This is a genomic window from Pseudomonas marginalis, from assembly GCF_900105325.1.
Lineage (GTDB): Bacteria > Pseudomonadota > Gammaproteobacteria > Pseudomonadales > Pseudomonadaceae > Aquipseudomonas > Aquipseudomonas marginalis.
The window spans coordinates 3,636,344-3,662,045 of record NZ_FNSU01000003.1 but is presented as its reverse complement, the minus strand read 5'-3'; the positions used below and the strand labels follow the sequence as shown (position 1 = coordinate 3,662,045).

The following is a 25,702-nucleotide window of genomic DNA, read 5'->3' as shown; positions in this document are numbered from 1 at the left end:
CCGGGCGCTCAAGTGCCCGCACCGTTTTCCAGGAGAAGGCCATGTTCACCGGCATTATCGAATCCATCGGCAGCATCCGCGCCATGACCCCCAAGGGCGGCGACGTGCGCCTGCTGGTTGAAACCGGCAAGCTCGACCTCGGCGACGTCAAGCTGGGCGACAGCATCGCCGTCAGCGGCGTGTGCCTGACCGTCGTCGAACTGCCGGGCAACGGCTTTGCCGCCGACGTCAGCCGGGAAACCCTGGACTGCACCGCGATGAACGACCTCAAGGCCGGCAGCCCGGTCAACCTGGAAAAAGCCCTGACCCCGACCACCCGCCTGGGCGGCCACCTGGTCAGTGGCCACGTCGACGGCGTCGGCGAAGTGGTGGCCCGCAGCGAAAATGCGCGTGCCGTGGAATTCCGCATCCGCGCGCCCAAAGAGCTGGCCAAGTACATTGCCCACAAAGGTTCGATCACCGTCGACGGCACCAGCCTGACCGTGAACGCCGTGAATGGCGCCGAATTCGAACTGACCATCATTCCCCACACCCTGAGCGAGACCATCATGGCGTCGTACCAGCCTGGTCGCCGGGTGAACCTGGAAGTCGACTTGCTTGCCCGTTACCTGGAGCGCCTGCTTATGGGCGATAAGGCCGCAGAGCCTGCCGCCGGTAACATCACTGAAAGTTTTCTGGCCGCTAACGGCTACCTGAAATCCTGACCAAGGGGGTGCCCTGTGGCGCTCAATAGCATCGAAGAACTGGTTGAAGACATCCGCCAAGGCAAGATGGTCATCCTGATGGATGACGAAGACCGCGAAAACGAAGGCGATATCATCATGGCCGCCGAGGCCTGCAAGCCTGAGCACATCAACTTCATGGCCAAGCACGCCCGTGGGTTGATCTGCATGCCCATGAGCCGCGAGCGCTGCGAGCTGCTCAAGCTGCCGTTGATGGCGCCGCGCAATGGTTCAGGGTTTGGTACCAAGTTCACCGTATCGATTGAAGCGACCACCGGCGTCACCACCGGCATTTCCGCCGCCGACCGTGCCCGTACCGTGCAAGCCGCTGCCGCCAAGGACGCCAAGGCCGAAGACATCGTCAGCCCCGGCCACATCTTCCCGTTGATGGCTCAACCGGGCGGCACCCTCGCTCGCGCCGGCCACACCGAAGCCGCCTGCGACCTGGCGCGCATGGCCGGTTTCGAGCCCTGCGGCGTGATCTGCGAAGTGATGAACGACGACGGCACCATGGCCCGCCGCGCCGAACTCGAAGCCTTTGCCGCCGAACACAACATCAAGGTCGGCACCATTGCCGACCTGATTCACTACCGGATGATCCACGAACGTACCGTTCAGCGGATTGCCGAGCAGCCACTGGACAGCGAACTGGGCCAATTCAATTTGGTGACCTACCGTGATTCGGTGGAAGGCGACGTGCACATGGCCCTGACCCTGGGCAGCATCTGCGCCGACGAGCCGACCCTGGTGCGCGTGCACAACATGGACCCGTTGCGCGACCTGCTGATGGTCAAGCAACCGGGCCGCTGGAGCCTGCGCGCCGCCATGGCTGCGGTGTCCGAGGCCGGCAGCGGTGTGGTGCTGCTGCTGGGTAACCCGGTGGATGGCGACGTGTTGCTCGCACATATTCGCGAAACCGCCGAGCAGACCCAGGTGAAAACGCCGACCACCTACAGCATCGTCGGCGCCGGTTCGCAGATCCTGCGTGACCTCGGTGTGCGCAAAATGCGCCTGATGAGCGCACCGATGAAATTTAATGCGATATCCGGATTCGATCTGGAAGTTGTAGAATACGTGCCCTCCGAATAAAGGCCGGCGCTTTTTGCCCCTTGTTCGCGGTTAAATCATCACTGAGGGACGCATTTTTCGCGTCCCGGCTCTTTAAGAGATTTGTCGAATGACCCTGAAGACCATCGAAGGTACCTTCATCGCCCCCAAAGGCCGCTATGCCCTGGTGGTTGGCCGCTTCAACAGCTTCGTGGTTGAAAGCCTGGTAAGCGGTGCCGTGGATGCCCTGGTTCGCCACGGTGTGAGCGAGAGCGACATCACTATCATCCGCGCCCCTGGCGCCTTCGAAATTCCACTGGTTGCGCAAAAAGTTGCTCAGCAGGGTGAATACGCGGCGATCATCGCCCTGGGCGCGGTCATTCGTGGCGGTACTCCGCACTTCGAATACGTGGCCGGCGAATGCACCAAGGGCCTGGCCCAGGTGTCCATGGAGTTCGGCGTGCCAGTCGCTTTCGGCGTACTGACCGTGGACTCCATCGAGCAAGCCATCGAGCGTTCCGGCACCAAGGCCGGCAACAAAGGCGCTGAAGCTGCCCTGTCCGCCCTGGAAATGGTCAGCCTGCTGTCGCAGTTGGAGGCCAAGTGATTTCCGACGAGAGCGATTGCTTCAACCCACGCGACGAGCGCCCAGCGGACGCCGGCAAGCCGTCGAAAAGCGAAAAGCGCCGTGCTGCCCGCCAGCTCGCCACCCAGGCGCTGTACCAGCGTCACATGGCTGGTACCTCGCTGAACGAGATCGAAGCGCAGTTTCGCGTCGATAACGACTTCACGTTTGCCGACCAGAGCTACTTCCACGACATCCTGCACGGCGTTCCGGCCAACCTGGCCGAGATCGATGCGGCATTGACGCCGTGCCTGGACCTGACCCTCGAAGAACTGGACCCGGTTGAACTGGCTGTACTGCGCCTGTCCACCTGGGAGCTGCTCAAGCGCGTCGACGTGCCGTACCGCGTGGTGATCAACGAAGGCATCGAACTGGCGAAAGTCTACGGTTCGACCGACGGTCACAAGTTCGTCAACGGCGTGCTCGACAAGCTGGCCCCGCGCCTGCGTGAAGCCGAAGTGAAGGCGTACAAGCGCTAACCTGCGCTTGAGTCCTGAATGGGCGAGTTCGAGCTGATCCACCAGTACTTCGCCGCCGCGCCGTGCGCACAGGGCGGCGAGGGCATTGCCCTGGGGATCGGCGACGACTGTGCCCTGCTGGCGCTCCCCGCCGGGGAGCAACTGGCAATTTCCACCGATACCTTAGTGGCCGGCGTGCACTTTGCCGACCCCTGCGACCCGTTCCTGCTCGGCCAGCGCTCGCTGGCCGTGGCGGTCAGCGACCTGGCCGCCATGGGCGCCCACCCCCTCGCGTTTACCCTCGCACTCACTACGCCGACCGTCGATGCCGATTGGCTGCAACGCTATGCCCAGGGGTTGAACGCCATGGCGCAAAACTGCGGTGTGGGCCTGGTGGGCGGCGACACCACGCGCGGTCCGCTGAGCCTGACCCTAACCGTGTTTGGTCGTGTCCCGGCCGGTCAAGCGTTGACCCGCAGCGGCGCACAGCCGGGCGACCTCTTGTGTGTCGGCGGCAAGTTGGGTAATGCCGCCGGTGCCTTGCCGCTGGTATTGGGGCAGCGCAGCGCCGATGCCGCGATTGCCGACCCGCTGCTGGCCCATTACTGGTCGCCACAACCGCAGTTGGCCTTGGGCCTGGCTCTACGGGGCAAGGCCACATCGGCGATGGATATTTCTGACGGTCTTCTGGCCGATTGCGGGCATATCGCCAAGGCCTCGGCTGTCAGCCTGTTGATCGAGCGCCAGAAGCTACCGCTGTCCCACGCGTTGCTGGCGTTTGTCGGTGATGACGAGGCGCGGGTCGCCGCATTGAGCGGCGGCGATGACTACGTGCTGGTGTTCACCCTGCCGCCCGTCGAGTTGGCGCCGTTGCTGGCTGACGGTTGGCCGGTGCATGTTATCGGCCAGGTCCAGGCGGGGCAGGGCGTAACGCTGCTTGACGCTCTCGGGCAAGACATCACCCCGGCCATCCGGGGCTATCAACATTTTTGCCCGGCACCTTGAATCGCGTGCTGCGCTACGCTCTATTACGTCGTTCTGGATGCTGGATTTGCAGGAGATCATCGCCATGGATGTACGCCGCTGGCTGCTGATGCTGCTGTGTGCCCTTCCGGCATGGTCCCAGGCGCAGGAGGTGCCGGTGGTGCCCGGCAAGGTCATGCTGGCCAGCGAGGCCTGGGACGACTACACCAATGCCGACGGCAGCGGCCTGGCCTGGGATGTGTTGCGGCACGTCTTCGAACCGGTCGGGATCACCCTGCAAACCCGCATTGAGCCCTATACCCGCTCGGTCGGCCTGGCCCAGCGCGGTGAAGTGGATGGCTGGGTCGGTTCCTACCGCGATGAAGTCAAGGGTGTGCTCTACCCGCACTGGAACTTCGATTCCGACCCCATCTACGCCCTTGGGCTGGCGACCTCGCCGATACCGAGCGCCGCGACGCTGGGGGATTATCGCCTGGCCTGGGTGCGGGGCTACAAGTACGAGGCGTATTTGCCCCATGTGCGCCGTTTCAATCAGATCCAGCGGCGCGATGGTATCTTGCCGATGCTGCAGCACGGTCGTGTCGACTTCTACATTGATGCGCTCACCGAAGCCCGATACATCCTCAGTCAGGCGGATGTCCAGTCCCAGTTCCGACTTACCCACATCATTGACCTGCCGCTCTACGTGGGTTTTGCCGATACCGAGCGTGGGCGGGCATTACGCACCGTGTTTGACCAGCGCATGGCGGTCCTGGTGAACAGCGGCGAGCTGAAGCCGATTTTCCTGCGCTGGAAACTGCCTTATCCGTTCTGACCTGCATAGAACCGGGACGAAGGCCAATCAAACCGATTGATCTTTATCAGCGATAATTCAGCTTAAGCGTCTGTAGGAACCTGCTGTTACAATGCCCGCCTCTGTGAAATCTGAAATCAGGAGCACACGGTGCCCGTCGTTTTCGTCGCTGCTTCCAAGCTGCCTACCCCTTTTGCCACGTTCACCATGAGCGGCTTTCTCGAAGAAGCCACCGGGCGCGAGCACGTTGTGCTCAGCCTCGGCGATATCGCCGATGGCGCACCGGTTCTCGGTCGCGTGCACTCCGAGTGCCTGACCGGCGATGCGCTGTTCAGCCAGCGCTGTGACTGCGGCTCGCAACTTGAAGCGGCGATGCGCGCCATTGCCCGTGAAGGCCGTGGGGTGCTGTTGTACTTGCGTCAGGAAGGCCGTGGCATTGGCCTGCTGAACAAGATTCGCGCCTACGAGCTGCAAGACGGCGGCGCCGATACCGTCGAGGCCAACGAGCGCCTGGGCTTCGCCGCCGACCAGCGTGACTACGCGATCTGCCTGCCGATGCTGGAGCACCTGGGCGTGAAGTCCCTGCGCCTGATGACCAACAACCCGCGCAAGGTCAAAGCCTTGACCGAGATGGGCATCACCGTGGCCGAGCGCGTACCGCTGCACACCGGGCACAACCCGCACAACAAGCTCTACCTGGCGACCAAGGCCAGCAAGCTCGACCACATGATGGGCAACGAGCATCAAGGCGAGGTCGACCGCGCGTGACCCGTGGCCAGGTGAAACGGCGACTGTCCTTCAACTGGTGGCAGTACCTGGCCCTGGCGCTGCTCCCGCTGTTCGTGATCAACCTGGTGTTTGGCCAGGCCGAGCCCTTGTTGCCGGTGCTGGCCATGCCGTTCTTCATCGCCGGCGTGGCGTCGATGTTTCTCAGCCTGCGCTACTTCAACGGCTATAAACACGCCCTGATCGCCACCTCCAAAGCCCTCGATACCGCTGAAGAACCGGCTGCCTGGATCACCCTGGCGGCCCGTCGGCGCACGGCCTTGATGGTGGCGGCCGTGCCGGCGTGGGTGGGCGCACTGGCGGTGTTCGTCGGCCTGGAGGCGGTGCCGCTTTTCCTGTTGGCGCTGTCGACGACGGTGCTGTTTTACCTCTACCGCATCCCGCGTCAGTTGGGATGATGCGCCGCTGGCTGGCGATTCTGCTGCTGGCATTCAGTGCCCAGGGCCTGGCGGTCGAACGGGTCGTGAGCCTGGCGCCCTCCCTGTCTGAAATCGTGGTTGAGCTGGGTGCTACCGACCTGCTGGTGGGCGTGCTCGATGGCGGTGAGCGGCCAGCGGCGCTGGCGAACGTGCCGTCGGTTGGGCGTTATGGGCAGTTGGACATGGAGCGCCTGCTGAGCCTCAAGCCCGACCTGATCCTGCTCTGGCCCGGCAGCGTCGGCCCCGCCCAGCGCGAGCAACTGCAGCGCCTGAATATCCCGGTGTATGTCGCCGAACCCCATAGCCTTGAACAAATGACCACCCAGGTCCAGGCCATCGCCGAGCAATTGGGCCGTGCCGACGCCGGCCGGCAATTGGCCGCGCACCTGCGCCAGCGCCTGGCGCAGTTGCGTCAGCGTTATCAGCGGGCCGAACCGTTGCGGGTGTTCTACCAGGTGTGGAACCAGCCGCTGTACACCGTGGGCGGCGGCCAGATCATCAGCGACGCGCTGAGCGTGTGCGGTGCGCGCAATGTGTTTGACGACCTGAAGCTGCCCGCGCCGCAGGTCAGCATCGAGTCGGTATTGCAGCGCAATCCTGAGATGATCCTGGTGGGCGATCAGGCTCAGAGGGAAGCCTGGAAGATCTGGCCAGCGATGGCGGCGCGGGTGCGGCTGGTTCCGGATAAAGGCCTGGAACGGCCCAGCGGGCAGATGCTGGAAGCGCTGGCGCGGCTGTGTCAGGTGATCGCTCCGAGCCGTTGAGACCAGTCCAGGCGACAATCAGATTTCAGGTGTCCAGGTCACGCCAAACATCCACGTCCGGCCTTCTTCACGGTAATCGTGATTGTTGACGAATGCCGGATCGTTGTAGCTGTAGCGCGCCCGCGCATAAGACTTGTCCAGCAGGTTGTCGACCTTCAGCGACAGCCCCACTTCCCGCGTCACCGCCCAACTGCCGCGCAGCCCGAGCAACCCATAGCCGCCCAGGCGCTGGGTGTTGGCTTCATCGTCATAGCTGTGGCTGATCGCCTGCCAACTGGCGCCCACGCCCACCTGGTCGAATTGCCGGTCCAGGTCCAGGCTCAACGTACGCCGCGCCCGGCGGGCCAGGGTGTGGCCACTGTCGCGGTCGCGCGGGTCGATGATCGACAGTCCGAGGTTGCCTTGCCAGCCGAACAGGTCCTGCTTGAGCGCCGCCTCAACACCGTTGATGCGTGCCGACGCCACATTCTGCGGCTTGCCGGTTTGGTCGAGAATGATCGCATCGCTCAAATCGGTGCGGTACAGGGACGCTTCCAGGCGCGTGCTGTCACTCAACTGGCTGCGCCACTGCAGTTCGTAGCTCTTTGATGTTTCGGGCTGCAGGTGGGGGTTGCTGTACTTCGTGTCCGGATAATAGAGGTCGTTGAAGGTCGGCGCGCGGAAGCCTTCGCTGTAGCTCAGCAGCACGTCATTGTCGGGGTTGACCGGCAAGGTCAGGGTGCCGCTCCAGCTGTTCTGCCCGCCGAACTGCTGGTTCTGGTCGTGACGCAGGCCCAGTTCGGTGGAAAACCACGCGCTGTGAAAGCGATGCTGCATAAAGGCGGCGCGGTTCCAGCGGCTGTTTTCGGTAAAGGTGGTGGAGCCGTGGAAGCGGTCTTCGTACCAGTCGCCGCCGAGGATCAGGCTGTTCTGCTCATCCAGCCTCAGGTCGTTCTGCCAGTTGACCGAATCACGGTAGGTGTTGAATACGCTGAAATCCTCGCTGAGGGTGTCGCGCTTGGTGTCGCGGTTCTCGCTGTGGCCCAGCTCCAGGCGCGATTGCCAGTGCTCATTGAGCGTGGCGTCGACATAGCCGCTGGCGCTGCTCACGGCGTAGTCGGTGTAGGGTTTCTGGCTAACGGTTTGCCCGGTGGCGGCGTCGTAGCGGCCGAAGCTGTTGTCGTACTCCGATTTGCCGCGGTTATCCAACAGATTGAAGCCCACCTCCAGTTCATCGCTGAAGGAGTGGCTGAGGTTCAGGCTCACGGACTGGTTGCGATAAGCATCATGGTCACCGTCGCTGGGGAACGACTGGCGGGTTGAGTTGATGCCGGCAGTGTCATCCAGGCTCGCGCTCAGGTTGAAGCGCGTCTGTTTGTCACCGCCCGAAAGGCCAAGGCTGCGCTCCCAGGTGTTGTGGCTGCCGAACCCGAGTTTCACGCGCGGTTGCACGCCTTGCTCGGCATTGCGCCGGGTGAATACCTGGATCACGCCGCCAATCGCGTCGCTGCCGTAGATCACCGAGCGCGAGCCGCGCAGCACTTCCACCCGCTCAATCTGGTCGACGTTGAGGTATTGCAGGCCGCTGTCGCCGGAGGTGGTGTTGGCGATGCGCTGGCCGTCTACCAGCACCAGGCTTTGGGCGGACTTGGTGCCCCGCAGGTAGATGCCCGGCAAACTGCCACGGCCGCCGGAGGGTGCGACTTGTACACCGGGCACACGGCTGAGCAGGTCGGTGAGGCTGGTGGGTTGCAGGCGGTCGATGTCGTCGCGGGTGAACACGGTGTTGGCGGCGCTGCTGTCGTTGCGTGCCTGGACCTGGCGGTTGGCGCTGATGACGACGTCGGGGAGTTTCAGGGCGTTGTCGCGGGTGTCGGCGAGCAATTCAGGGGAGGGCAGAAGCAGCAGGGCAAGGTACAGGTGTTTCATGGGCTGTCCATAGCGCTTGAGGATGGCACCAATCAAATGTGGGAGGGGGCAAGTCGAATCGTCGCACCGCCCCTCCCACATTGGGTCCCGGTTTCTACTGGGCCAGCAGCGCCAGGCGCTCGCGCACCGAAGCCTCGATCCCTGCTTCATCCAGCCCGCACTCAGCCAGCATCTGCGCCGGCTTGGCATGTTCGACGTAGGTATCCGGCAAGCCCAGGTGCAGCACCGACCTGAGGATGTTTTCCCGCGCCAGGAACTCACTGACCGCCGCACCGGCACCGCCCATGATGGCGTTCTCCTCGACGGTCACCAGCAGCTCATGACTGCCGGCGATGTCGCGCACCAGGGCTTCATCCAGCGGCTTGACGAAGCGCATGTCGACCACGGTGGCGTCGATCTTCTCGGCCACCTTGAGCGCTTCGGCCAATTGCACGCCAAACACCAGGAACGCGGTCCTGCTGCCCTGGCGACGCACAATGCCCTTGCCGATTTCGATCGGCTCCAGGTCTTTCTCGATCAGCGCGTTGGGGCCGTTGCCCCGTGGGTAACGCACGGCGGCCGGGCCGTTATACAGGTGGCCGGTGCTGAGCATCTTGCGCAGTTCGTTTTCGTCGCTCGGCGTCATCACCAGCATGCCGGGGATGCAGCGCAAGTAGGACAGGTCGAAGCTGCCCGCGTGAGTCGGGCCGTCTTCGCCGACTAGACCGGCGCGGTCGATGGCAAACAGCACGTCGAGGTTCTGCACGGCGACGTCATGCACCAACTGGTCATAACCGCGCTGCAGGAACGTTGAGTAGATCGCCACGACAGGCTTTGCGCCTTCGCAGGCCATGCCAGCGGCGAACGTGACAGCGTGCTGCTCGGCAATGGCCACGTCGAAATAGCGCAGCGGGAAACGCTCGCTGAACGCCACCAGGTCGGAGCCTTCCTTCATCGCCGGGGTAATGCCCACCAGGCGTGGGTCGACGGCGGCCATGTCACACAACCATTCGCCGAACACACCGGAGTACTTCGGCCCGCTGGCTTTTTTCGGCGCAGCGGCGGGGGCGTCCAGGGGTTCCAGCTTGGTGATCGCGTGGTAGCCGATCGGGTCGACTTCCGCCGGGGCGAAGCCTTTGCCTTTCTTGGTGACGATGTGCAGGAACTGCGGGCCCTTGAGGTCGCGCATGTTGCGCAGCGTTGCAATCAGGGTCGGCAGGTCATGGCCGTCGATGGGGCCGATGTAGTTCCAGCCCAGCTCTTCGAACAGCGTGCCGGGGACCAGCATGCCCTTGGCATATTCTTCGGTACGCCGGGCAATTTCCCAGGCGCCGGGCAGACGCGAGAGCACCTTCTTGCTGCCTTCGCGCATGCTGGCATAGGTGCGGCTGGAGAGAATCTTGGCCAGGTAATTGGACAGGCCACCGACATTGCGCGAGATCGACATGTCGTTGTCGTTGAGGATCACCAGCATGTTGGCGTTCACTTCCGGCGCATGGTTCAGCGCTTCGAAAGCCATGCCGGCAGTCAGCGCGCCATCACCGATCACGGCGATTGCCTTGCGGTCGCTGCCTTGCAGCCGGGCGGCAATCGCCATGCCCAGCGCTGCGCTGATCGAGGTGCTGGAGTGGCCGACGCCAAAGGTGTCGTACTCGCTTTCGGCGCGGCGCGGGAAGGCGGCAACGCCGTCCTTCTGGCGCAACGTGCCCATGCGCTCGCGGCGGCCCGTGAGGATCTTGTGCGGATACGCCTGATGGCCCACGTCCCACACCAGCCGGTCATCCGGGGTGTCGAACACGTAGTGCAACGCGATGGTCAGCTCGATGACGCCCAGGCCGGCACCGAAATGCCCACCGGTCTGGCCGACCGTGTAGAGCAATTCCAGGCGCAACTCATCGGCCAGGGTTTCCAGCTCGGCTTCACCCAGACGACGCAGGCCGTCCGGCGTGGCAGCACGGTCGAGCAGGGGCGTGGACGGGCGCTTGCGGGGAATCTCTTGAAACGTCGTGGGCATCAGGCGAATCGTTATAGGTATAGAAGAGGCGGCAGTTTACCTCAAGCATCGCAAACTGCCCACGCAGAGCGCCGAACTTGGCCGATATGCGGCTGCAATGGCCGCCGTAATCAGTGGCGGCGTTCGACGATATACCGCGCCAGGTCACGCAGTGGCTCGGCCGCCGCGTCGAAAGGTCGCAGGGCGTCCAGCGCCTGGTCGCGTAGTTCCACGGCGTAGGCCTTGGCGGCTTGCAGCCCGAGCAGCGCAGGATAAGTCGGTTTGTCCCGTGCGATATCGGCGCCCTGTCGTTTGCCCAGGGTGGCGGTATCGCTTTCCACGTCGAGAATGTCGTCCTGCACCTGAAACGCCAGGCCAATGGCCCGGGAATAGGTCTGCAGCGCCGCCAATTGCGTGGCTTCGGCATGTCCGCTGGCCAGGGCGCCCAAGTGCACGGCGGCTTCGATCAGTGCGCCGGTCTTGTGGCGGTGCATGTGCTCAAGGGCTTTTTGATCCAGCTTGACGCTGACTGAACCCATGTCGATCGCCTGCCCGCCCACCATGCCCGCAGGGCCGGCAGCCAGGGCCAGTGCGGTGACCATGCGCAGGCGGATCTCGGCGTTGACGCTGCTCAGGCGTGGGTCCAGCAACGCGCTGAACGCCAGGCTCTGCAAGCCATCACCGGCGAGGATCGCATAGGCTTCATCAAAGGCTTTATGGGTGGTGGGCTGGCCGCGACGCAGATCGTCATCGTCCATCGCCGGCAAATCGTCGTGTACCAGGGAATAGGCGTGAATCAGCTCGACCGCACAGGCGGCACCGTTGGCCTGTTCGGCCGGCGCGCCCAGCGCTTCACAGGCCGCATACGCCAGCAACGGGCGCACGCGCTTGCCGCCATTCATCACGCTGTAGCGCATGGCTTCATACAGACGCTTCATTTCCGGGCTTGGCGCAACAAACAAGGGCTCCAGCGCCGCATTCACCCGGGCTTGGCTACTGGCCTGATACGCGTCGATCATTCCGGCTGTTCCGCGTCGAAAGGTTCTTCGGCCAACTCTCCGTCACGCTCCAGCAATACCTGGACCTTCTGCTCCGCCTGCGCCAACGCGCTCTGGCAGTCACGGGTCAGGCCGATGCCTTGCTCAAACGCCGTCAGCGAGTCCTCCAGCGACAACTCGCCGTTCTCCAGACGCTCGACCAATGTTTGCAGGTCGGCGAGGGATTGTTCGAAATCGAGTGCAACTTTTTTGCGGGCCATGGCGGCTATTCCGGTAGACGGTAAACCGGCGCGACACTAGCAGACATGGGGATTCTGGGCAAATGAGTGGGGCGTCACTCGCCCCCTGTATTGACCTGATAACGCGTGCTGCGGCCGCCTCCGGGGAGACGGACCAGGCAGTTTTTTTCCAGCAGGTCCGCCAGGTGTCGCGTCGCTGTCGCCTTGGAGACCTTGGCCACCGCCTGGTACTGCGCCGCGCTGATGCCGTGTTCGAAGCCCTTCTCACCACCGTCGAGCAGTCGATTGAGGACCTTGATCTGTTCAGCCGACAAAGGGAGGTCGCGGTGTTGCTGCCAGAACCGACTCTTTTCCAGCACCCGGTCAATCCGCCCCATGGCCTGCTGCACGCTGCGTAACAGGGTTTTAAGGAACCACTCCAGCCAGGCAGTGATATCCAGGGAGGCCTTCTGGCTGGATTCCAGCGCGTTGTAGTAGCCGGTGCGGTCTTCGAGGATGCTGGCTGACATGGCATAGAAACGGATGGCCTGGTGTTCACCCTGGGCCAGTGCCAAATCGGTGATAGCGCGTGTCAGGCGACCATTGCCGTCATCGAAGGGGTGCAGTGTGACAAACCAGAAGTGCGCGACGCCGGCGCGTACCAATGGGTCCAGTTCCGGCTGATCGCGGCTGGTTTCGAACCACTCCAGGAAATCCGCCAGTGCCTGCTCCAGTCCCAGACGTGGCGGGGCCTCGAAATGCACGGTCGGCCGATCAAGCCGGCCCGACACCACTTGCATCGGCTCATCTCCCCTCAAGGATCCAATATTGAGCGCTCGAGCGGCATAGCCCGCTTCCGGGGCCGGGAACAATAAGTGATGCCAGTTCAATAGGCGGGCGAGGGTAAACGGCTGGGTGAATTGTTGAGTGGCATCCATCATCAACTCGGCGAGGCCTTCGCTGCGGCGGCTTACCTGACCGTCTTCCATCGCTTCCAGGCCCATCCGCCTTGCCAGGGACGAGCGCACCGAGCCGACATTCAACTGCTCACCCTCAATCGCCGAGGACGTCAGGATATTTTGCAGCAGCGCATCCAGTTCATTCTGTGCGCTGACTGCCTGGCTGACGGAGCCGAGCATGCCCAACAACTTGCCCTGGGCTTGTCCGCACTCGCGCAGCAAAGCCGCGAGGCGACCGGGTTGCCAGTGGAAGTGAGGCCAGTCGGCGCGTTGCCAGATCCAGTGCGGATGAGCCATGGTGGGATGCCTGGGGTGCGTGAGCCGAATAAAGAGGTTATTCGGCTCATTTGGTGAGCCGATTGTGCTGCGGATTTGGCTCAGGGTCTAGTCTGGTGGTGGATGTTGTCGTAAGCACGCCATAAAACCAACCTTCCAAGCCGAAATTTAATGACTGATGCTGTGCCCCGATTTTTTCAGGAACCAGCCTCCATGATGCGTCCCGACGTCAAAGTCGAAGAAGTGTGCCTTTATACCAAGTCCGTTGGTGACGTTCTGCTCAGATAGTTGTTGGGTAAAGAAAAATATCAGTTGATATCACTTCGGAAAAAGCTGGAGTAGCGAGTGATTAGCTTATCAAACTCAATTTTTTAGTTGCGCTATTGAGAATGGTGGAAAATGATCATTTACCAAGTGCATGCATTAAACTAAAAGAAGAAAAATAGCCCTGTGTGGCTCTTGATTGCGATTGTGTTCAGCTGGATCAGTTTTTTATTGCTGAAGAGTTTTCAGGCGTCAAGTGATCTTTAAATATCGCTAGCGCCTTGCTGAGGTCCTTTAGTGTTGATAATCTCGTCTTCGTAGTCGTCAATCATTTTTCCCAGGGTTTTATTTATAGTTTCCACTGCGCCAGAGGTCAGAAATTTTTATACTCTTCATCGGTGAAGTGAATGGTTTCAAGCAGAGAGTCTGGGTAATCATTTATATCTAATAATCTCATGGCGTCCAGTGTAAGAGGGGCGCAAATAATCTTCATTTTTTCGGGTCGATAAGTTTTTGTTAGTTGAAGTGCTTTGGTTTTAGATGGTTGGCTATCTATTGATGTGATCGTATACATAATTTTTTATGTTCTCAATGCGTGGTTTTTTTCTAGAAAGCTTGGGGGTAGTGATTTTAGATTCTTCCCAAAGGATATTGGTTTGACTGCGTGGCCAGCGACTGAAGGATACTGATTTAATTTTAGCATCTCATTGATATTCCGCTGACCGCTCCCGTCAGTCAATGTCATATCTCTTGTGCGCTATAGCTACCAGCAACTACAAGAAGAATTGTTTCTCCGCCATTACTCGATGTAAAGCAGTAAGTTATTCCATTCGCTGTGTGTCATGCCTTGTCGTAGAAACTTTTGGCGCTACTCCTAGCACGTCTGTTAAATCATTAGGGTCGCTTGGAAAATGAGAGTGGGCAGTGGGTAGGGTTGGCTGTCCATCATTGTGTTGTGGTACAGGCTCGTCAACACTCAACGATGGTTTACATTCGTTATTCCCTGGGCATGTACTCAGTCCCAGCGGATCCACCCATCTCGTAGGATTGGGCACGTACTGGTACGCGTTGATCCCACCCGCCAACTTCACCGGATCAGGCGTCAGGTAACATCCAATATCCGGATTGTAGTAGCGATGGCGGTTGTAGTGCAGCCCGCTTTCCTGCGATGGCGATCCGCATGGTGTTCGGCAATCAGCCTGTCGCCTTGCCAGAAAAACTCCGTCGTTAGGCCGTCCACGGTTTTGCTGATGCGTTGCCCAAACGGGTCGTAGCGGTAGCTGGCGGTTTGGCCGTTGGGTTGGGTGATTCCAATCAGGCGGTGCAGGCAGTCGTAGCGATATTCGGTAATCAGCGCGTGCCCACGGCCCCGCCGTTCACGGATCAGGTTGCCGAAGGCGTCATAGTCGTAGTGGCGGTCGCCCTGGATCATCAGGCGGTTGCCGGCGACGATGTCGGGGCCGGGGCGGTCTTGCATCAGCAGGTTGCCGGCGCGGGTGTGGCCGAAGCGTTCCTGCAGGTCTTGGGAGTGGTCGGCGCGGGTGAGGCGGCCTAGTGGGTCGTAGTGGTAGCGGTGTTCGCCTTTGCGGGTGTCGAGCAGGCGGGTGAGGTTGCCGGTTTTGTCATAGTCGTATTGGCGTTGGTAGAGGTGGTCCTGTTGCTGGGTGGTTGCGTGGGCGTGCAGGCGGTGTTGGTCGTCGTAGTGGTAGTGGCTGAGGAGTTGGCCTTGTTGGCGCTGATGTTCCTGGCCGGCCTTGAACAGATGAGACGTCAGCAGCGCGCCGTTTAATTCGATGGTGGCGAGGTGGCCGCCTTTCGCATGGTTAAAAACCAGTCGGTTGTTATCGGGTAGGCGCAGGTGTTGAAGCTGGCCGCAGGCGTCGTAGCCGTAGCGCAAGGTGCCCCAGCCCTGGTGTTCGGCGGTGAGGCGGTTTTGGCTATCGTATTCGTAGGCGAGCGCCCAGTGGCCGTCGTCGACGCTGAGGAGGTTGCCCTGGCGGTCGTAGGCATATTCAACAAGGCTACCGTCGGGCAGGGTTTTTCTGACGAGGCGTCCGGCGTGGTCTCGCTCGTAACGGGTAACGAGCTGACTACCATCGTCACCGTGTTCGGTCTTTTCCTGCAGGTTGCCGTTGAGGTCGTAGACGTAGGCCGTACGCTGCCCGTCAAAGCCGGTTTCCTGCTGGATCAGGCCATTGGGGTGATAAGCAAGTCGGTAGGTCTCGCCGACTTCGTTTTCGATCTCGGTCAGCAATAACCGCACGTTGTCGTAGCGGTAGTTGACCTGAGTGCCATCAGCGTTGATGCGCCGACTGATCAGGTGCAACCCGTCGGCGTATTCGTAGCGGGTGACATGCCCCAGCTCATCGCGTTCGGCGGTGATTTTTCCGTAGGGGTTGTAGCTGTATTCCCGACACGCTCCACCCGGCAGCACCACGCGAACCAAGCGACCCACGCTGTCCCACTGATACTGGGTCAGCGCGCCATGCTCATCCTCGCGCGCCACCTGACGGCCAAGATCGTCATAGCGATAACGCTTGATCCCGCCGTTGGGCAACTGCTCCTCAACCAGTTGCCCCCGCTCATTCCACACCAGCCGCTGACAACTGTGATCCGGGTACCAAACCCCAACCAGTTGCCCGTATTTGTCGTAGCTGTAATCCGTAACATGTCCGTCGGGATCGATCTTACGAATGACATCGCCCTGGTCGTTACGCTCGTACTTCCAGACCGCCAGACCCCGCCTTACAACCCGTACGAAGCCATTGTCATGCTCGTAGGACGTCGGCTCATCATCCCCGGGAAACAACGCCACCAAGTGTCCGGCGTCGTCGTACTGATACGCCGTCACCGCCCCCAGCGGATCCTGCTCAACCGTCAGCCGGCCTTTAGCGTCGTAGGATTTGAAATGCTGCGCACCGTCCGGATCAATCCGCTGCACCAGCCGTGCCCGGTCGTCATGGACATACACTTCCTGACTGCCATCGGCGTTATGCACCGTGACACGGCCGTCGTCCCCCCAGGCATACCGCGTATCCATCTGGGAAAAACTGGCCCAATGCCGAACACATCGCGCCGTTTTGCCGGACCGTTCCCACTCCCAGAAGAAACTCGCCCCTCCGGCCAAACCACGCTCAAGAATCACGTGCTGATCGTCGTAGCGATAACGCTCGCTTTCACCTACCGCATTGGTCGCCGAGACCAGTCGGCCAGCGTCGTCGTACGCGTAGGAAACGACGGTCTGCTCGGTAATCCAGACATACGGGCCACGGCCTTCGGCCCGCTGCACCTGGTAGTCCACCGCGACGATGCGGCCCGCCGCATAGCGCAGGAACAGCGCACACCCCGCACCGTTATCAAGCCGCTCAATCCGCCCCAGAAAATCCCGAGCAATCCGCAACCGGTTGTCGTAGGCATCACTGTTCGCGAAGCCACCGCTCCAGATCCGCCATCAGCCCGGCGTAGGCGGCGAAGAGCGCATCCACCTGCTCCTCGGAAACTCCGCCTTGCACCCGCACCTGATAGCGCCCGCCAGCGGCGCAGTGGTGTGAGCCCTTGCCATGCTCATCCAGCATGACCCGCGTGAAGCTGCCGTCATCCAGCCCGATCACCTCGACCGAGATGTTGCCAATCGGCACGTCATACACCGACTCGAACTTGCTCTCGATTTTCAGTTCGCCGCCCGAGGGGCAGTGGGAGACGGTCGAAAAATCCGCATCGGAAAGGCTCACCGAACGCTGTGAATCCCCCACGGGCAACACCCGATCCATCCCCAGCAACGAGGGCATATCCGCCGCATGACTCACCGAATCCAGCACCTGCGAATACCAGGCGCCCATCTGCTGGCGATAAGTCACCAGGCTCTGATGAAAGCCATCCAGCTCATGTTCGATAGCGGCAATGTGGGAAGCGTGGGTCATCCGTGACGTCTCGGCAGAGGGCAAGGCGTCGGAGTCTGCCGCAGCACAAATCGGTTGGATGAACGGTTTTGAAAATCAGAATGGGCTTACGAAGGGGCTGTAAAAGTCAGCGTTGAGTCACGGTCGAGGGCTACGTGAAATGGCGACCTTGCTCATTGACGAGCAGTGCCGTTGTGCACCTTTAAGCTGGCTTTCAAACTCAATCAGTACTGTCTTCATCCTTTGCGACGCGGCAATTTGCGTGGCCTGCTCCTGCTTTCCATTAGGGAGAGCTTGGTCCGCCCGGTCTCAAGGCAAGGAATCGCCGTGATGATCCTGCAGAATCTCCTGCAACCCAGCGGAGGCCGCAGTGTGCCGATTTGTAATTGCCAGCAGGACGGTTCTGTAACCTTTGCGAGTTCTTTCCCGGCGTACTTGCAGCCTCTTGTGACCGCAGAGCCCGCTGATTAGCCTTGCTCAAACTCAAGAGTGAAGTGACATGAGCGAAGTCTCTATTGGCTTGACCGACCCGCCTGCGGGCTACAGCGACTGGCTGAGCGATCTGAAAGTCCGCATCCACACGGCCCAGCAACGCGCGACGCTGGCGGTAAACCAAGAGCTGGTACTTCTTTATTGGCAGGTCGGTCACGATATTCTGACTCGCCAGGCCAAGCAGGGTTGGGGCAGCAAGGTTATTGAACGTCTTTCCCAGGATTTACGCGCAGCCTTCCCGAACATGAAGGGTTTTTCTCCACGTAATTTGAAGTACATGCGTGCTTTTGCCGAAGCTTGGCCGGATTCGGAATTTGTGCAAGAGGTGCTTGCACAATTGCCTTGGTATCACCAACTGGCGCTGCTGGACAAACTCCCTGGCCCCAAAACCCGTCGCTGGTACGTCGGCCAGGCAATTGAACACAACTGGTCGCGCAACACGCTGGTCATGCACATCGAAAACCGTTTGCTGGAGCGCAGTGGTAAAGCTGTCAGCAACTTCGAAATCCATCTGCCCAAACCTCAATCCGATCTGGCGCGTGAATCGCTGAAAGACCCTTACCGCTTTGACTTCCTCAGTCTGACCTTGGGTGCGCAGGAGCGCGATATTGAAAACGCCTTGATCAAGCACGTCACCGACTTTTTATTAGAGCTGGGTGCGGGTTTCGCTTTCGTTGGTCAGCAGGTGTTGCTGGATGTCGGCGGTGACGAGGTCTTCGTTGACCTGCTGTTCTATCACTTGAAGCTGCGCTGCTACGTCGTGATCGAGCTCAAGGCCGGCAAGTTCAAGCCCGAGCATCTGGGCGAGTTGAGTTTCTATCTCGCCGCCGTGGATGCCCAACTTAAGCATCCACAGGATGGCCCGACAATTGGTCTGCTGCTGTGCAAGAGCAAGAACGAAGTGGTAGCCGAATATGCGCTTCGCGATAACAACCGGCCCATAGGTGTGGCGCAGTATCAGTTGGTGGAGTCCTTGCCAGCGGAGCTGCAAACCAGTTTGCCGAGCATAGAGCAGATAGAGCGCGAGCTTGCCAAATAACAACAAAGCCTGCTTTTGAAGGCAGGCTTATCGCGAATCTCGGCTCACTTACTTCTGATGCGCCGTCAACGCCGCATACCCATTCATCAGGTTGCGATAGTTGGGAATGCGCTGGGACAACAGATTGCCCAGGCCTTCGATATCGTTGCGCCAGTCGCGGTGCAGCTCACAGGCTACCGAGAACCAATTCATCAACTGTGCACCGGCCTGGGTCATCCGGCTCCACGCCGCCTGCTGCACCGTGGTATTGAACGTGCCGGAGGCATCGGTCACCACAAACACCTCAAACCCTTCCGCCAGTGCCGACAAGGTCGGGAACGCTACGCATACATCCGTGACCACGCCGGCGATGATGATCTGCTTGCGGCCGGTGGCTTTGATTGCCTTGACGAAGTCTTCGTTGTCCCAGGCATTGATCTGGCCGGGGCGGGCGATGTACGGCGCGTCCGGGAACATCTCTTTCAACTCCGGTACCAGCGGGCCGTTGGGGCCTTGTTCGAAGCTGGTGGTGAGGATGGTCGGCAGGTTGAAGAACTTGGCCAAGTCGGCCAGGGCCAGCACGTTGTTCTTGAACTCGTTGGGCGAGAAGTCCTGCACCAGGGAAATCAGGCCGGTCTGGTGGTCGACCAGCAGGACTACGGCGTCGTCTTTGTTCAAGCGGTTGTAGGTTGGAGTGCTCATGGTTGAATCCTTTTTTGTTCAGGTTGGTTGGGCGTTGCGTTCAACATGGGCACAGATTAATGGGTGGATGCTGGGGGATAAATCGGCTGGAATGGGTAATACCGTCAACTCAAAGGCGACAATTCATGGATTGTCAGTAGGACTGATCCTTTTAGCGGTCGGGAAGGTAAGTCAAAAAATCTCACGCGTGAGCTATTGAGTGTGGCAAAAAATGCCTGTAGATTTTCTCACGCGTGAGTTTTTCACAGCGAGGTCAGTACCATGGAAAGCAGCTCTCCATCGAGTCCGCCTAAAGGGCCCGATACCGATTCAGCAAGCCTCAAGGGAGAGCGCTTGAAGCCGTCCGCCAAAAAGCCATCGAGCTTTTACATGAAGCAGATGCGTGCAGGCCTGGCGGCCGCCGGCTACGTGAAACACGAGACTTGGGTGCTTCCCGAAAACCGAAGCCTGCTCAAGCAGATGGAGAAACAGCTTCGCCAGCCGATTCTGGCTGGCTCATTCATGTCGGAGAATTTCATGAGCGCAGGTACCAACTGGAATATCGATCGCCTCTTCACCGCTCTTCAGGCCCTGGACGACGTGGTGTCCAAGGACATTACGCTTTCTCTGGTTCAAGGCTCCGAGTCCAGCATCAAGCTGGAAATGAACGACTTCGGTGGCCTGCCGATTTACATCGCGGTGGTGGGCGAGCAGATCATCGTTGACACCGTGCTGGTCGATGTCGAGTCCATCAACGATGTCGCTAAATTCAATGACGCGGTGTTGCGCAGCCGGGAAATGTTCCCGCTGTCCTCCATCGGCATCGAGTCCATGCCTAACGGGCAAGTGGTCTACAACATGTTCGGTGCATTGAGCTCCGACTCCAGCCTGACCAATATCGTCACCGAGGTGAAAACCCTGGTCGACAACGTGCAGCGCGCCAGCGAAGCCTTCGAACGTTTCTTCAATTAAGTATTCGGGAGTATCCAATGACTCAGTCCATCTGGAGCAAATTGTTCACCGCGCTGCGTGGCGGTGCCAACGAAGTCGGCGAATCGATCGTCGACCAACAGGCCCTGCGCATCCTCGATCAGGAAATCCGCGATGCCGACACCGCGCTGGCCAACGCCAAGCGTGAGCTGGTGAGCATCATGGCCAAGCACAAATTGGCGACTGATCGCGTCAATGAGTACGACGCCAAGATCAAGGACCTGGAGTCCAAGGCCGTAGCTGCCCTGCAGGCCAATCGTGAAGACCTCGCCCTGGAAGTGGCCGAAGCCATCTCGACCCTGACCAACGAGCGGGATGTCGAGCATAAGCAAGCCACCGAGTTCGGTGGCTATGCGGAAGGCATGCGCAAGGACATCACCAAGGCCGAAAGCCGGATCAAAAGCCTGCGTCAGCAAGTGGACATGGCCAAGGCGCGCGACAGCGTACAGAAGGCCCAGGTCAGCGCCTCCATCGCCAGCGGCGGTGCCAACGGCAAGCTGGAAACCGCCGTCGGTACGCTGAATCGTTTGCAGGCCAAGCAGCAGCAACGCGCCGCTGAACTGCAAGCCCAGGATGAACTGGCAGATGCATCGACCGGGACCGACCTGGAGCGCAAGCTGCGCGACGCCGGCATCACGCCGAACGAAGGCAGCGCCAATGCGATTCTGGAGCGTTTGAAGCAAAAATCGGCCGAGTAAGCAACGTCGCCGCAGGAAGGGCAGTGTCTGCCCTTCTTTTTTTACGTCGAGGTCAGGATGGGCGCCCTGAAGGGTTTCAAGACAATCGCAGGCCTGGCGCTGTTCATGGTCGCGCTGCAACTGCTCAATGCAGCGACCGGTTACAGCCTGATGGCGTTCGGCCTGATCCCGAGAACGCTGCAGGGGCTGCCGGGCATCCTCATCTCACCGTTTTTGCACGGCTCGTTCGCCCACCTGAGCGCGAACCTGGTTGCCTTTTTGATCCTGGGCACCCTGGTGATTATCGAAGGGCTCAATCGGTTTGTGACCGTCAGCGCGATCATCATCCTGCTGGGCGGTTCGCTGGTCTGGCTGTTCGGTTTTGCGGGTGTGCACGTGGGGGCCAGCGGCTGGGTGTTCGGGTTGTGGGCCTACCTGTTGTCTCGCGCCTGGTTCCGCAGGAGCTGGAGCAACCTGATCACTGCCGGAGTGGTGGCGGTACTGTATGGCGGACTGGTCCTTGGCTTCCTGCCTCGCCAAGGCGTTTCCTTCGAAGGGCATCTGTTTGGTGCCTTCGCCGGATTTATTGCCGCCAAGGTACTTCTCTCTCAACCACGCAGCAGGTTTAATGCCGGCTGAACGCACTTGAGCACCCAGGGAGTCAGGGACGCAATGCCGATTTTTCTTTTGTTGCGCAGGTACGCCGCTTCCCTCTTTCACCGCTTCGGCTGGGCAGGCCTGGTCATCGCCTTGGGGGTACACCTGAGCACGGCTTATCTGGGCCTGGTGGTTCTGGGCGAACAACACCTCACCGCGCCCGCCACGTTCGTTTACTTCTATCTCACCACCACGCTGACCGTCGGCTATGGCGATCTATCGCCGCAGACCTCTTTGGGACGCTTGTTCGTGGCGACCTGGGTCATGCTCGGAGGCATTGCGCTGCTGACGGCAGCCATCGGCAAAACCACCAGCACTGTCATCGATGCATGGAGAAAAGGCATGAAGGGCAAAGGCGATCTCACCGGCAAAATCGGCCATACCGTGCTCATTGGCTGGGAGGGCGCGTCCAGTGAACGAGTCATCGAGTTGTTGCTGCAAGACGAAACCTCGAACGACAACCTGATCGTCATCTGCGATTGCACCCTCGAAGAAAACCCGATGCCGGGCAAGGCGGCCTTTATCCGGGGTGAGAGCTTGTCCTCCACAGCGCTGTTGCTGCGTGCCGGTGTGCCCGGTGCCGAGCGTGTGCTGGTGCGAACCCTGTCTGACGATCTGACGCTGGCCACCGTGCTGGCGGTGAATCAATTGAATCCGGTCGGGCATGTGGTCGCCCACTTCAATGCAAGTGAGATCGCCGCACTGGCCAGTTCCTACGCCCCCAGCCTGGAATGCACCTCAAGCATGGCTATCGAAATGCTGGTGCGCGCCTCTCAGGACCCGGGCTCGTCGGTGGTCATTAATGAGCTACTGTGCGTGGGGCAGGGGGCCACCCAATACTTGATGAGATTGCCCGAGGCGTTTGAAGCCACGTTCGGCGATCTGTACACCCAGATGAAAGAACGCCACAACGCCACCCTCATCGGCTATCGCGCCAAAGGTGCCCCGCAACCGTCGATCAACCCGCCCAGTGCCACGCGCGTTGAAGGCGGCGAGCTCTTCTACATTGCCTCCACCCGCCTCAAGGAAATCTCCAATGGGATGGTTTAAACAGTTGATGGGGCTTGAGGCCCCGCAAGCGAATACACACTCGAAAGGCGCTGCCGAACCGCTGCCGACCACCGGGCCGCTTGGCCTGGCGCCGGGCAAAGGCGTGATATTCGACACGACCCTGAAGTTGTTGCTCGAAGGGAAGACCACGGTGGTTATCCCCGGCTCCCAGGAAATCTGGAGTAACGGCACCGTTGACCTCGGGCAGTCGACCTGGCTGTCGCGCTACTACATGAACGACGAAGATTACTGGCTGCAGGTGCACACCACGGGCGACATCGCCGGGCAGGTCGAGTCTGTGATCCTGTTCAACTACCTGAGCTACGTCACTATCAGCAGCGAAGCTGAATTGCGCCGGCTGGCGGGGCCGCAGAGTCCGATCGGGTTGCCGACCTACACCCATAACGGCATCGAATACGCGCGCGTGTGGGGCAGCGAGGCTGGCCAGACAGAATTGGTGGCCATGAGCGAGCAGGTGATAAACCCCGAGGACTCCTACAGCGTCGAACACCGCTCGATGCTATATGCCCGTGACACCGGCCTGACCGATCGACGGGAGTTTCTGCTGTTCTCTGTCGAAGAAGACGCTGAAGGCACTGTCAGCCTGAGCACCTCCCTGGGCATTTCACTGTACACAACCGACCTGAATGCGCTCTAAAAAAGGAAGAAATCCATGCTAGAAGCTCTCTCCATCTCCCTGAACAAAGCCGCCGTGCTCGGGTTTGTCACCTACATCCTGGGGGCTGCCGTGCTGTTTGCGCTGTTCCAGTTCATCTATACCCGCGTCACCCCGCACAAGGAATTCGAGCTGATCCGGGCGGGCAACGTTTCCGCAGCGGTCGCCCTGGGCGGTGCCATCGTCGGTTTCGCCATTCCGGCCAGCAACGTGATTGCCTATTCGATCAGCATCCTCGACTTCGTCGTCTGGGCGGTGATCGCAGCCGTCGTCCAACTGTTGGCGTTTCTGCTCACCAGTCTCGTGCTCAAGGGCACTTCCGAGCGCATCAAGAGAGGCGAGCTCGCAGCGGGCATCTATGTGGCGGCGGTGGCCATCAGCGTCGGCATGTTGAATGCCGCCTGCATGACACCTACCCAGAACTGATTGCGCACGGAGCTCCCGATGAAACGAAGCAAGTACGTCCAGCTTTCGCTGGCAGCGTCGGTCGCCATGGCGATATCCGGTTGTGGGCCGACGGAAAAAACCTACGATTTGCAGAAGAAGTACAACTTCCAGTCGGTGCAGCAATGCGCCGATGAAAAACTGCCGGTGGACGTCTGTTCGGACGCCTACATGACGGCCCTGGCCGAGCATCGCCGCATCGCCCCGGTATACGCCAGCCAGGCCGATTGCGATGCCGACTTTGTCGCCGGCTGGTGCCAGCTGGACTCCAATGGCCAGTTCATTCCCAAGCTGGGCGGTTTCGAACTGACCGCCGAAGGCCAGGTGACACAATCCCAGGTAGACGCGGCCAACGCCCAGGCGGGTAACGCTCAGGCAAGCGGCGGCTCCGGCTTCTCCACTAGCAGCCTGCTGACCGGTCTGCTGATCGGCAACATGCTGAGCAGCAATCGCAACAGCTACCGCTCTGAGCCGGTGTACCGCTATCGCGATGATCGCGGTGAGTACGGCAACTCGACGCTCAACCAGCGCGTCTCCAATGGCGCGACGTTTGGCCGCTCGAATCAAGCCCGGTACGGCAGCAGCAATTACACCAACACGCTGCGCACCTCCAGCCAGTCGAGCTCCGTGGCGTCGGCCACCTCCCGTGGCGGCTTCGGCAGCAAGGCCAGCGCACGCAGCGGCTGGGGCGGTGGCGGGTCGAGCAGTTAAGGAAACCGGGCCATGAAGAAAATCCATTGTGCAGAACGTCATGACTGGAAACAGACGGCTGAAAACCTCGGCTTTCTGTTCCATACCATCGACAACGAACCCTACTGGGACGAGCGCGCGTATTACCAGTTCACGCTCAAGCAAATCGAGCACGACCTCGAAGACCCGACCACCGAGATCCACGACATGTGCATGGACCTCGTCGCCCGCGTGGTCCAGAGCGAAGAGCTGCTCGAACGCCTGAGCATTCCCGCGCCCTTCTTCGACATGATCAAAACCTCATGGCTCGAAGGCCACCCGCACCTGTACGGGCGCATGGACTTCTCCTACAACGGCACCGGGCCCGCCAAGCTGCTGGAACTCAACTACGACACACCGACCAGCCTCTACGAGGCCGCGGCGTTCCAATGGGGTTGGCTCGAGCAATGCATCGAACGCGGCCTGCTGCCCAAGCATGCCGACCAGTTCAACAGCATCGACACCAAACTGCACCAGGCCTTCGCCCAACTGCAAATCAACCAGCCGTTCTACTTCGCCTCGATGAAAGACTCGGTCGAAGACAAAGGCACCACCGACTACCTGCGCCTCGTCGCGGAAAAAGTCGGCATCGAATCACGCCACATCGACATCGAAGACATCGGCCTGACCAGCGAAGGCCGCTTCGTCGACCTCCAGGACCGCTGGATTCCCCACCTGTTCAAACTGCACGCCTGGGAATTCATCTTCCACGAACCCTTCGGCGCCGCGATTGCCGAGAGCGACACCCAGTTTTTCGAGCCTGCGTGGAAATCCATCATTTCCAACAAAGGCATCCTGCCGCTGCTGTGGGAATTCAACAAAGGCCACCCGAATCTGCTCGCGGCCCACCTGGATACCGAACCGGGTAAAGCTGTGCCGAAGGGCTGGGTGCGCAAGCCATTCTTCTCGCGGGAAGGGGCGAACATCGAGCTGCAAACGGCCGATGGGCTGATTGTTAAGGAGGACGGGCCCTATACGGATGCGCCGTTTATTCTCCAGGAGTTTGCGCCGTTGCCGCGGTTTGGGGACAGCTACACGTTGATTGGGTCTTGGGTGATTGGGGACCAGGCGGCGGGGATTGGGGTGCGGGAGGATAATAGTTTGATTACCAAGGATTCGAGCCGGTTTTTGCCGCATTTGATATTGGATTGAAACAGCCTGCTGGGCTTCTCAGTCAGTACTGGCCCGACACGCCT

The 25,702-nt window shown here is 60.4% G+C and carries 26 protein-coding genes and 1 pseudogene; 19 read left to right on the top strand and 8 right to left on the bottom strand.

The genetic code is table 11. From position 1 onward, the window contains the following. Positions 1 to 41: 41 nt before the first annotated feature. From BLW22_RS26285 to BLW22_RS26245, 9 genes are all read left to right on the top strand, one after another. Entirely contained in the window at positions 42 to 704 is a 663-nt protein-coding gene (locus tag BLW22_RS26285; RefSeq protein ID WP_065946586.1) for a riboflavin synthase, read from the top strand. 15 nt (positions 705 to 719) lie between these two features. Beyond that, entirely contained in the window at positions 720 to 1,811 is a 1,092-nt protein-coding gene (ribBA, locus tag BLW22_RS26280) for a bifunctional 3,4-dihydroxy-2-butanone-4-phosphate synthase/GTP cyclohydrolase II (RefSeq protein WP_065924907.1), read from the top strand. Between the two features lie 88 nt (positions 1,812 to 1,899). Next, positions 1,900 to 2,376, top strand: coding sequence for a 6,7-dimethyl-8-ribityllumazine synthase (ribH, locus tag BLW22_RS26275; RefSeq protein ID WP_003176356.1), 477 nt, complete (start codon positions 1,900 to 1,902; stop codon positions 2,374 to 2,376). Further along, the gene (gene nusB, locus BLW22_RS26270; protein WP_027605194.1) at positions 2,373 to 2,873 is read left to right on the top strand and encodes a transcription antitermination factor NusB; all 501 of its coding nucleotides are present in this window, start codon (positions 2,373 to 2,375) and stop codon (positions 2,871 to 2,873) included. The genes ribH and nusB overlap by 4 nt, the downstream gene beginning before the upstream one ends. Positions 2,874 to 2,891: 18 nt before the next feature. After that, positions 2,892 to 3,857 (top strand): thiamine-phosphate kinase, encoded by a 966-nt coding sequence (thiL, locus tag BLW22_RS26265; protein ID WP_074847746.1) that lies wholly within the window; start codon positions 2,892 to 2,894, stop codon positions 3,855 to 3,857. A gap of 64 nt (positions 3,858 to 3,921) precedes the next feature. After that, positions 3,922 to 4,650 (top strand): substrate-binding periplasmic protein, encoded by a 729-nt coding sequence (locus BLW22_RS26260; RefSeq protein ID WP_074848255.1) that lies wholly within the window; start codon positions 3,922 to 3,924, stop codon positions 4,648 to 4,650. 129 nt (positions 4,651 to 4,779) lie between these two features. After that, positions 4,780 to 5,397 (top strand): GTP cyclohydrolase II, encoded by a 618-nt coding sequence (ribA, locus tag BLW22_RS26255; protein ID WP_065924905.1) that lies wholly within the window; start codon positions 4,780 to 4,782, stop codon positions 5,395 to 5,397. Beyond that, on the top strand, positions 5,394 to 5,813 hold the full coding sequence (locus BLW22_RS26250) for an MFS transporter (protein ID WP_074847745.1): 420 nt from the start codon (positions 5,394 to 5,396) through the stop codon (positions 5,811 to 5,813). The genes ribA and BLW22_RS26250 overlap by 4 nt, the downstream gene beginning before the upstream one ends. Further along, positions 5,810 to 6,598, top strand: coding sequence for a cobalamin-binding protein (locus BLW22_RS26245; protein WP_065924903.1), 789 nt, complete (start codon positions 5,810 to 5,812; stop codon positions 6,596 to 6,598). Before BLW22_RS26250 ends, BLW22_RS26245 begins: the two co-directional genes overlap by 4 nt. Before the next feature lie 18 nt (positions 6,599 to 6,616). On the opposite strand, the gene BLW22_RS26240 is transcribed toward BLW22_RS26245, so the two are convergent. From BLW22_RS26240 to BLW22_RS35745, 7 genes and pseudogenes are all read right to left on the bottom strand, one after another. Beyond that, entirely contained in the window at positions 6,617 to 8,506 is a 1,890-nt protein-coding gene (locus BLW22_RS26240; protein ID WP_074847744.1) for a TonB-dependent receptor domain-containing protein, read from the bottom strand. Positions 8,507 to 8,600: 94 nt separating this feature from the next. Continuing rightward, positions 8,601 to 10,499: a 1-deoxy-D-xylulose-5-phosphate synthase gene (gene dxs, locus BLW22_RS26235; RefSeq protein WP_065924901.1), complete on the bottom strand. Its 1,899-nt coding sequence runs from the start codon at positions 10,497 to 10,499 to the stop codon at positions 8,601 to 8,603. 110 nt (positions 10,500 to 10,609) lie between these two features. Further along, a complete protein-coding gene (gene ispA / locus BLW22_RS26230) occupies positions 10,610 to 11,497 on the bottom strand; it encodes a (2E,6E)-farnesyl diphosphate synthase (RefSeq protein WP_065924900.1) in 888 nt (295 codons plus the stop codon). Continuing rightward, a complete protein-coding gene (locus tag BLW22_RS26225; RefSeq protein ID WP_003176346.1) occupies positions 11,494 to 11,736 on the bottom strand; it encodes an exodeoxyribonuclease VII small subunit in 243 nt (80 codons plus the stop codon). Before BLW22_RS26225 ends, ispA begins: the two co-directional genes overlap by 4 nt. A gap of 74 nt (positions 11,737 to 11,810) precedes the next feature. Continuing rightward, positions 11,811 to 12,950, bottom strand: a complete 1,140-nt coding sequence (locus BLW22_RS26220) for a Fic family protein (protein WP_065924899.1) — start codon at positions 12,948 to 12,950, stop codon at positions 11,811 to 11,813. A 1,319-nt stretch (positions 12,951 to 14,269) separates the two neighbouring features. Then, positions 14,270 to 16,620 (bottom strand): annotated as a pseudogene (locus BLW22_RS26215) (RHS repeat-associated core domain-containing protein); the annotation flags it as partial. Further along, positions 16,610 to 17,113, bottom strand: coding sequence for a hypothetical protein (locus BLW22_RS35745; protein ID WP_074847743.1), 504 nt, complete (start codon positions 17,111 to 17,113; stop codon positions 16,610 to 16,612). The gene BLW22_RS35745 and the pseudogene BLW22_RS26215, both read right to left, overlap by 11 nt. Positions 17,114 to 17,591: 478 nt before the next feature. On the opposite strand from BLW22_RS35745, the gene BLW22_RS26205 reads away from it, so the two are divergent. Then, on the top strand, positions 17,592 to 18,623 hold the full coding sequence (locus BLW22_RS26205; RefSeq protein ID WP_074847742.1) for a PDDEXK nuclease domain-containing protein: 1,032 nt from the start codon (positions 17,592 to 17,594) through the stop codon (positions 18,621 to 18,623). Positions 18,624 to 18,671: 48 nt separating this feature from the next. Here BLW22_RS26205 and ycaC read toward each other — a convergent pair whose 3' ends face one another. After that, a complete protein-coding gene (gene ycaC, locus BLW22_RS26200; RefSeq protein ID WP_027605204.1) occupies positions 18,672 to 19,304 on the bottom strand; it encodes an isochorismate family cysteine hydrolase YcaC in 633 nt (210 codons plus the stop codon). Here ycaC and BLW22_RS34705 point away from each other — a divergent pair. The 9 genes from BLW22_RS34705 to BLW22_RS26160 all read left to right on the top strand — a co-directional run bounded on the left by BLW22_RS34705 (position 19,303) and on the right by BLW22_RS26160 (position 25,658). Continuing rightward, positions 19,303 to 19,503 (top strand): hypothetical protein, encoded by a 201-nt coding sequence (locus BLW22_RS34705; protein WP_137211982.1) that lies wholly within the window; start codon positions 19,303 to 19,305, stop codon positions 19,501 to 19,503. The two genes, ycaC and BLW22_RS34705, sit on opposite strands and share 2 nt — an antisense overlap. Before the next feature lie 170 nt (positions 19,504 to 19,673). Then, positions 19,674 to 20,255, top strand: a complete 582-nt coding sequence (locus BLW22_RS26195) for a YjfI family protein (RefSeq protein WP_027605205.1) — start codon at positions 19,674 to 19,676, stop codon at positions 20,253 to 20,255. A gap of 17 nt (positions 20,256 to 20,272) precedes the next feature. Continuing rightward, positions 20,273 to 20,971 (top strand): PspA/IM30 family protein, encoded by a 699-nt coding sequence (locus BLW22_RS26190; protein WP_027605206.1) that lies wholly within the window; start codon positions 20,273 to 20,275, stop codon positions 20,969 to 20,971. A 57-nt stretch (positions 20,972 to 21,028) separates the two neighbouring features. Next, positions 21,029 to 21,589 carry a rhomboid family intramembrane serine protease gene (locus BLW22_RS26185; protein WP_074847740.1) on the top strand — a complete coding sequence of 187 codons (561 nt, stop codon included), beginning with the start codon at positions 21,029 to 21,031 and terminating at the stop codon, positions 21,587 to 21,589. A gap of 33 nt (positions 21,590 to 21,622) precedes the next feature. Beyond that, the gene (locus BLW22_RS26180; protein WP_074847739.1) at positions 21,623 to 22,657 is read left to right on the top strand and encodes an ion channel; all 1,035 of its coding nucleotides are present in this window, start codon (positions 21,623 to 21,625) and stop codon (positions 22,655 to 22,657) included. After that, the gene (locus tag BLW22_RS26175; protein ID WP_074847738.1) at positions 22,644 to 23,315 is read left to right on the top strand and encodes a DUF2491 family protein; all 672 of its coding nucleotides are present in this window, start codon (positions 22,644 to 22,646) and stop codon (positions 23,313 to 23,315) included. The genes BLW22_RS26180 and BLW22_RS26175 overlap by 14 nt, the downstream gene beginning before the upstream one ends. Positions 23,316 to 23,330: 15 nt before the next feature. Next, positions 23,331 to 23,759, top strand: a complete 429-nt coding sequence (locus BLW22_RS26170) for a DUF350 domain-containing protein (RefSeq protein WP_027605210.1) — start codon at positions 23,331 to 23,333, stop codon at positions 23,757 to 23,759. Positions 23,760 to 23,777: 18 nt separating this feature from the next. Beyond that, positions 23,778 to 24,488: a DUF1190 domain-containing protein gene (locus tag BLW22_RS26165; RefSeq protein WP_065924895.1), complete on the top strand. Its 711-nt coding sequence runs from the start codon at positions 23,778 to 23,780 to the stop codon at positions 24,486 to 24,488. Positions 24,489 to 24,500: 12 nt separating this feature from the next. Next, positions 24,501 to 25,658 carry a glutathionylspermidine synthase family protein gene (locus tag BLW22_RS26160; protein WP_065924894.1) on the top strand — a complete coding sequence of 386 codons (1,158 nt, stop codon included), beginning with the start codon at positions 24,501 to 24,503 and terminating at the stop codon, positions 25,656 to 25,658. Positions 25,659 to 25,702: the final 44 nt, after the last annotated feature.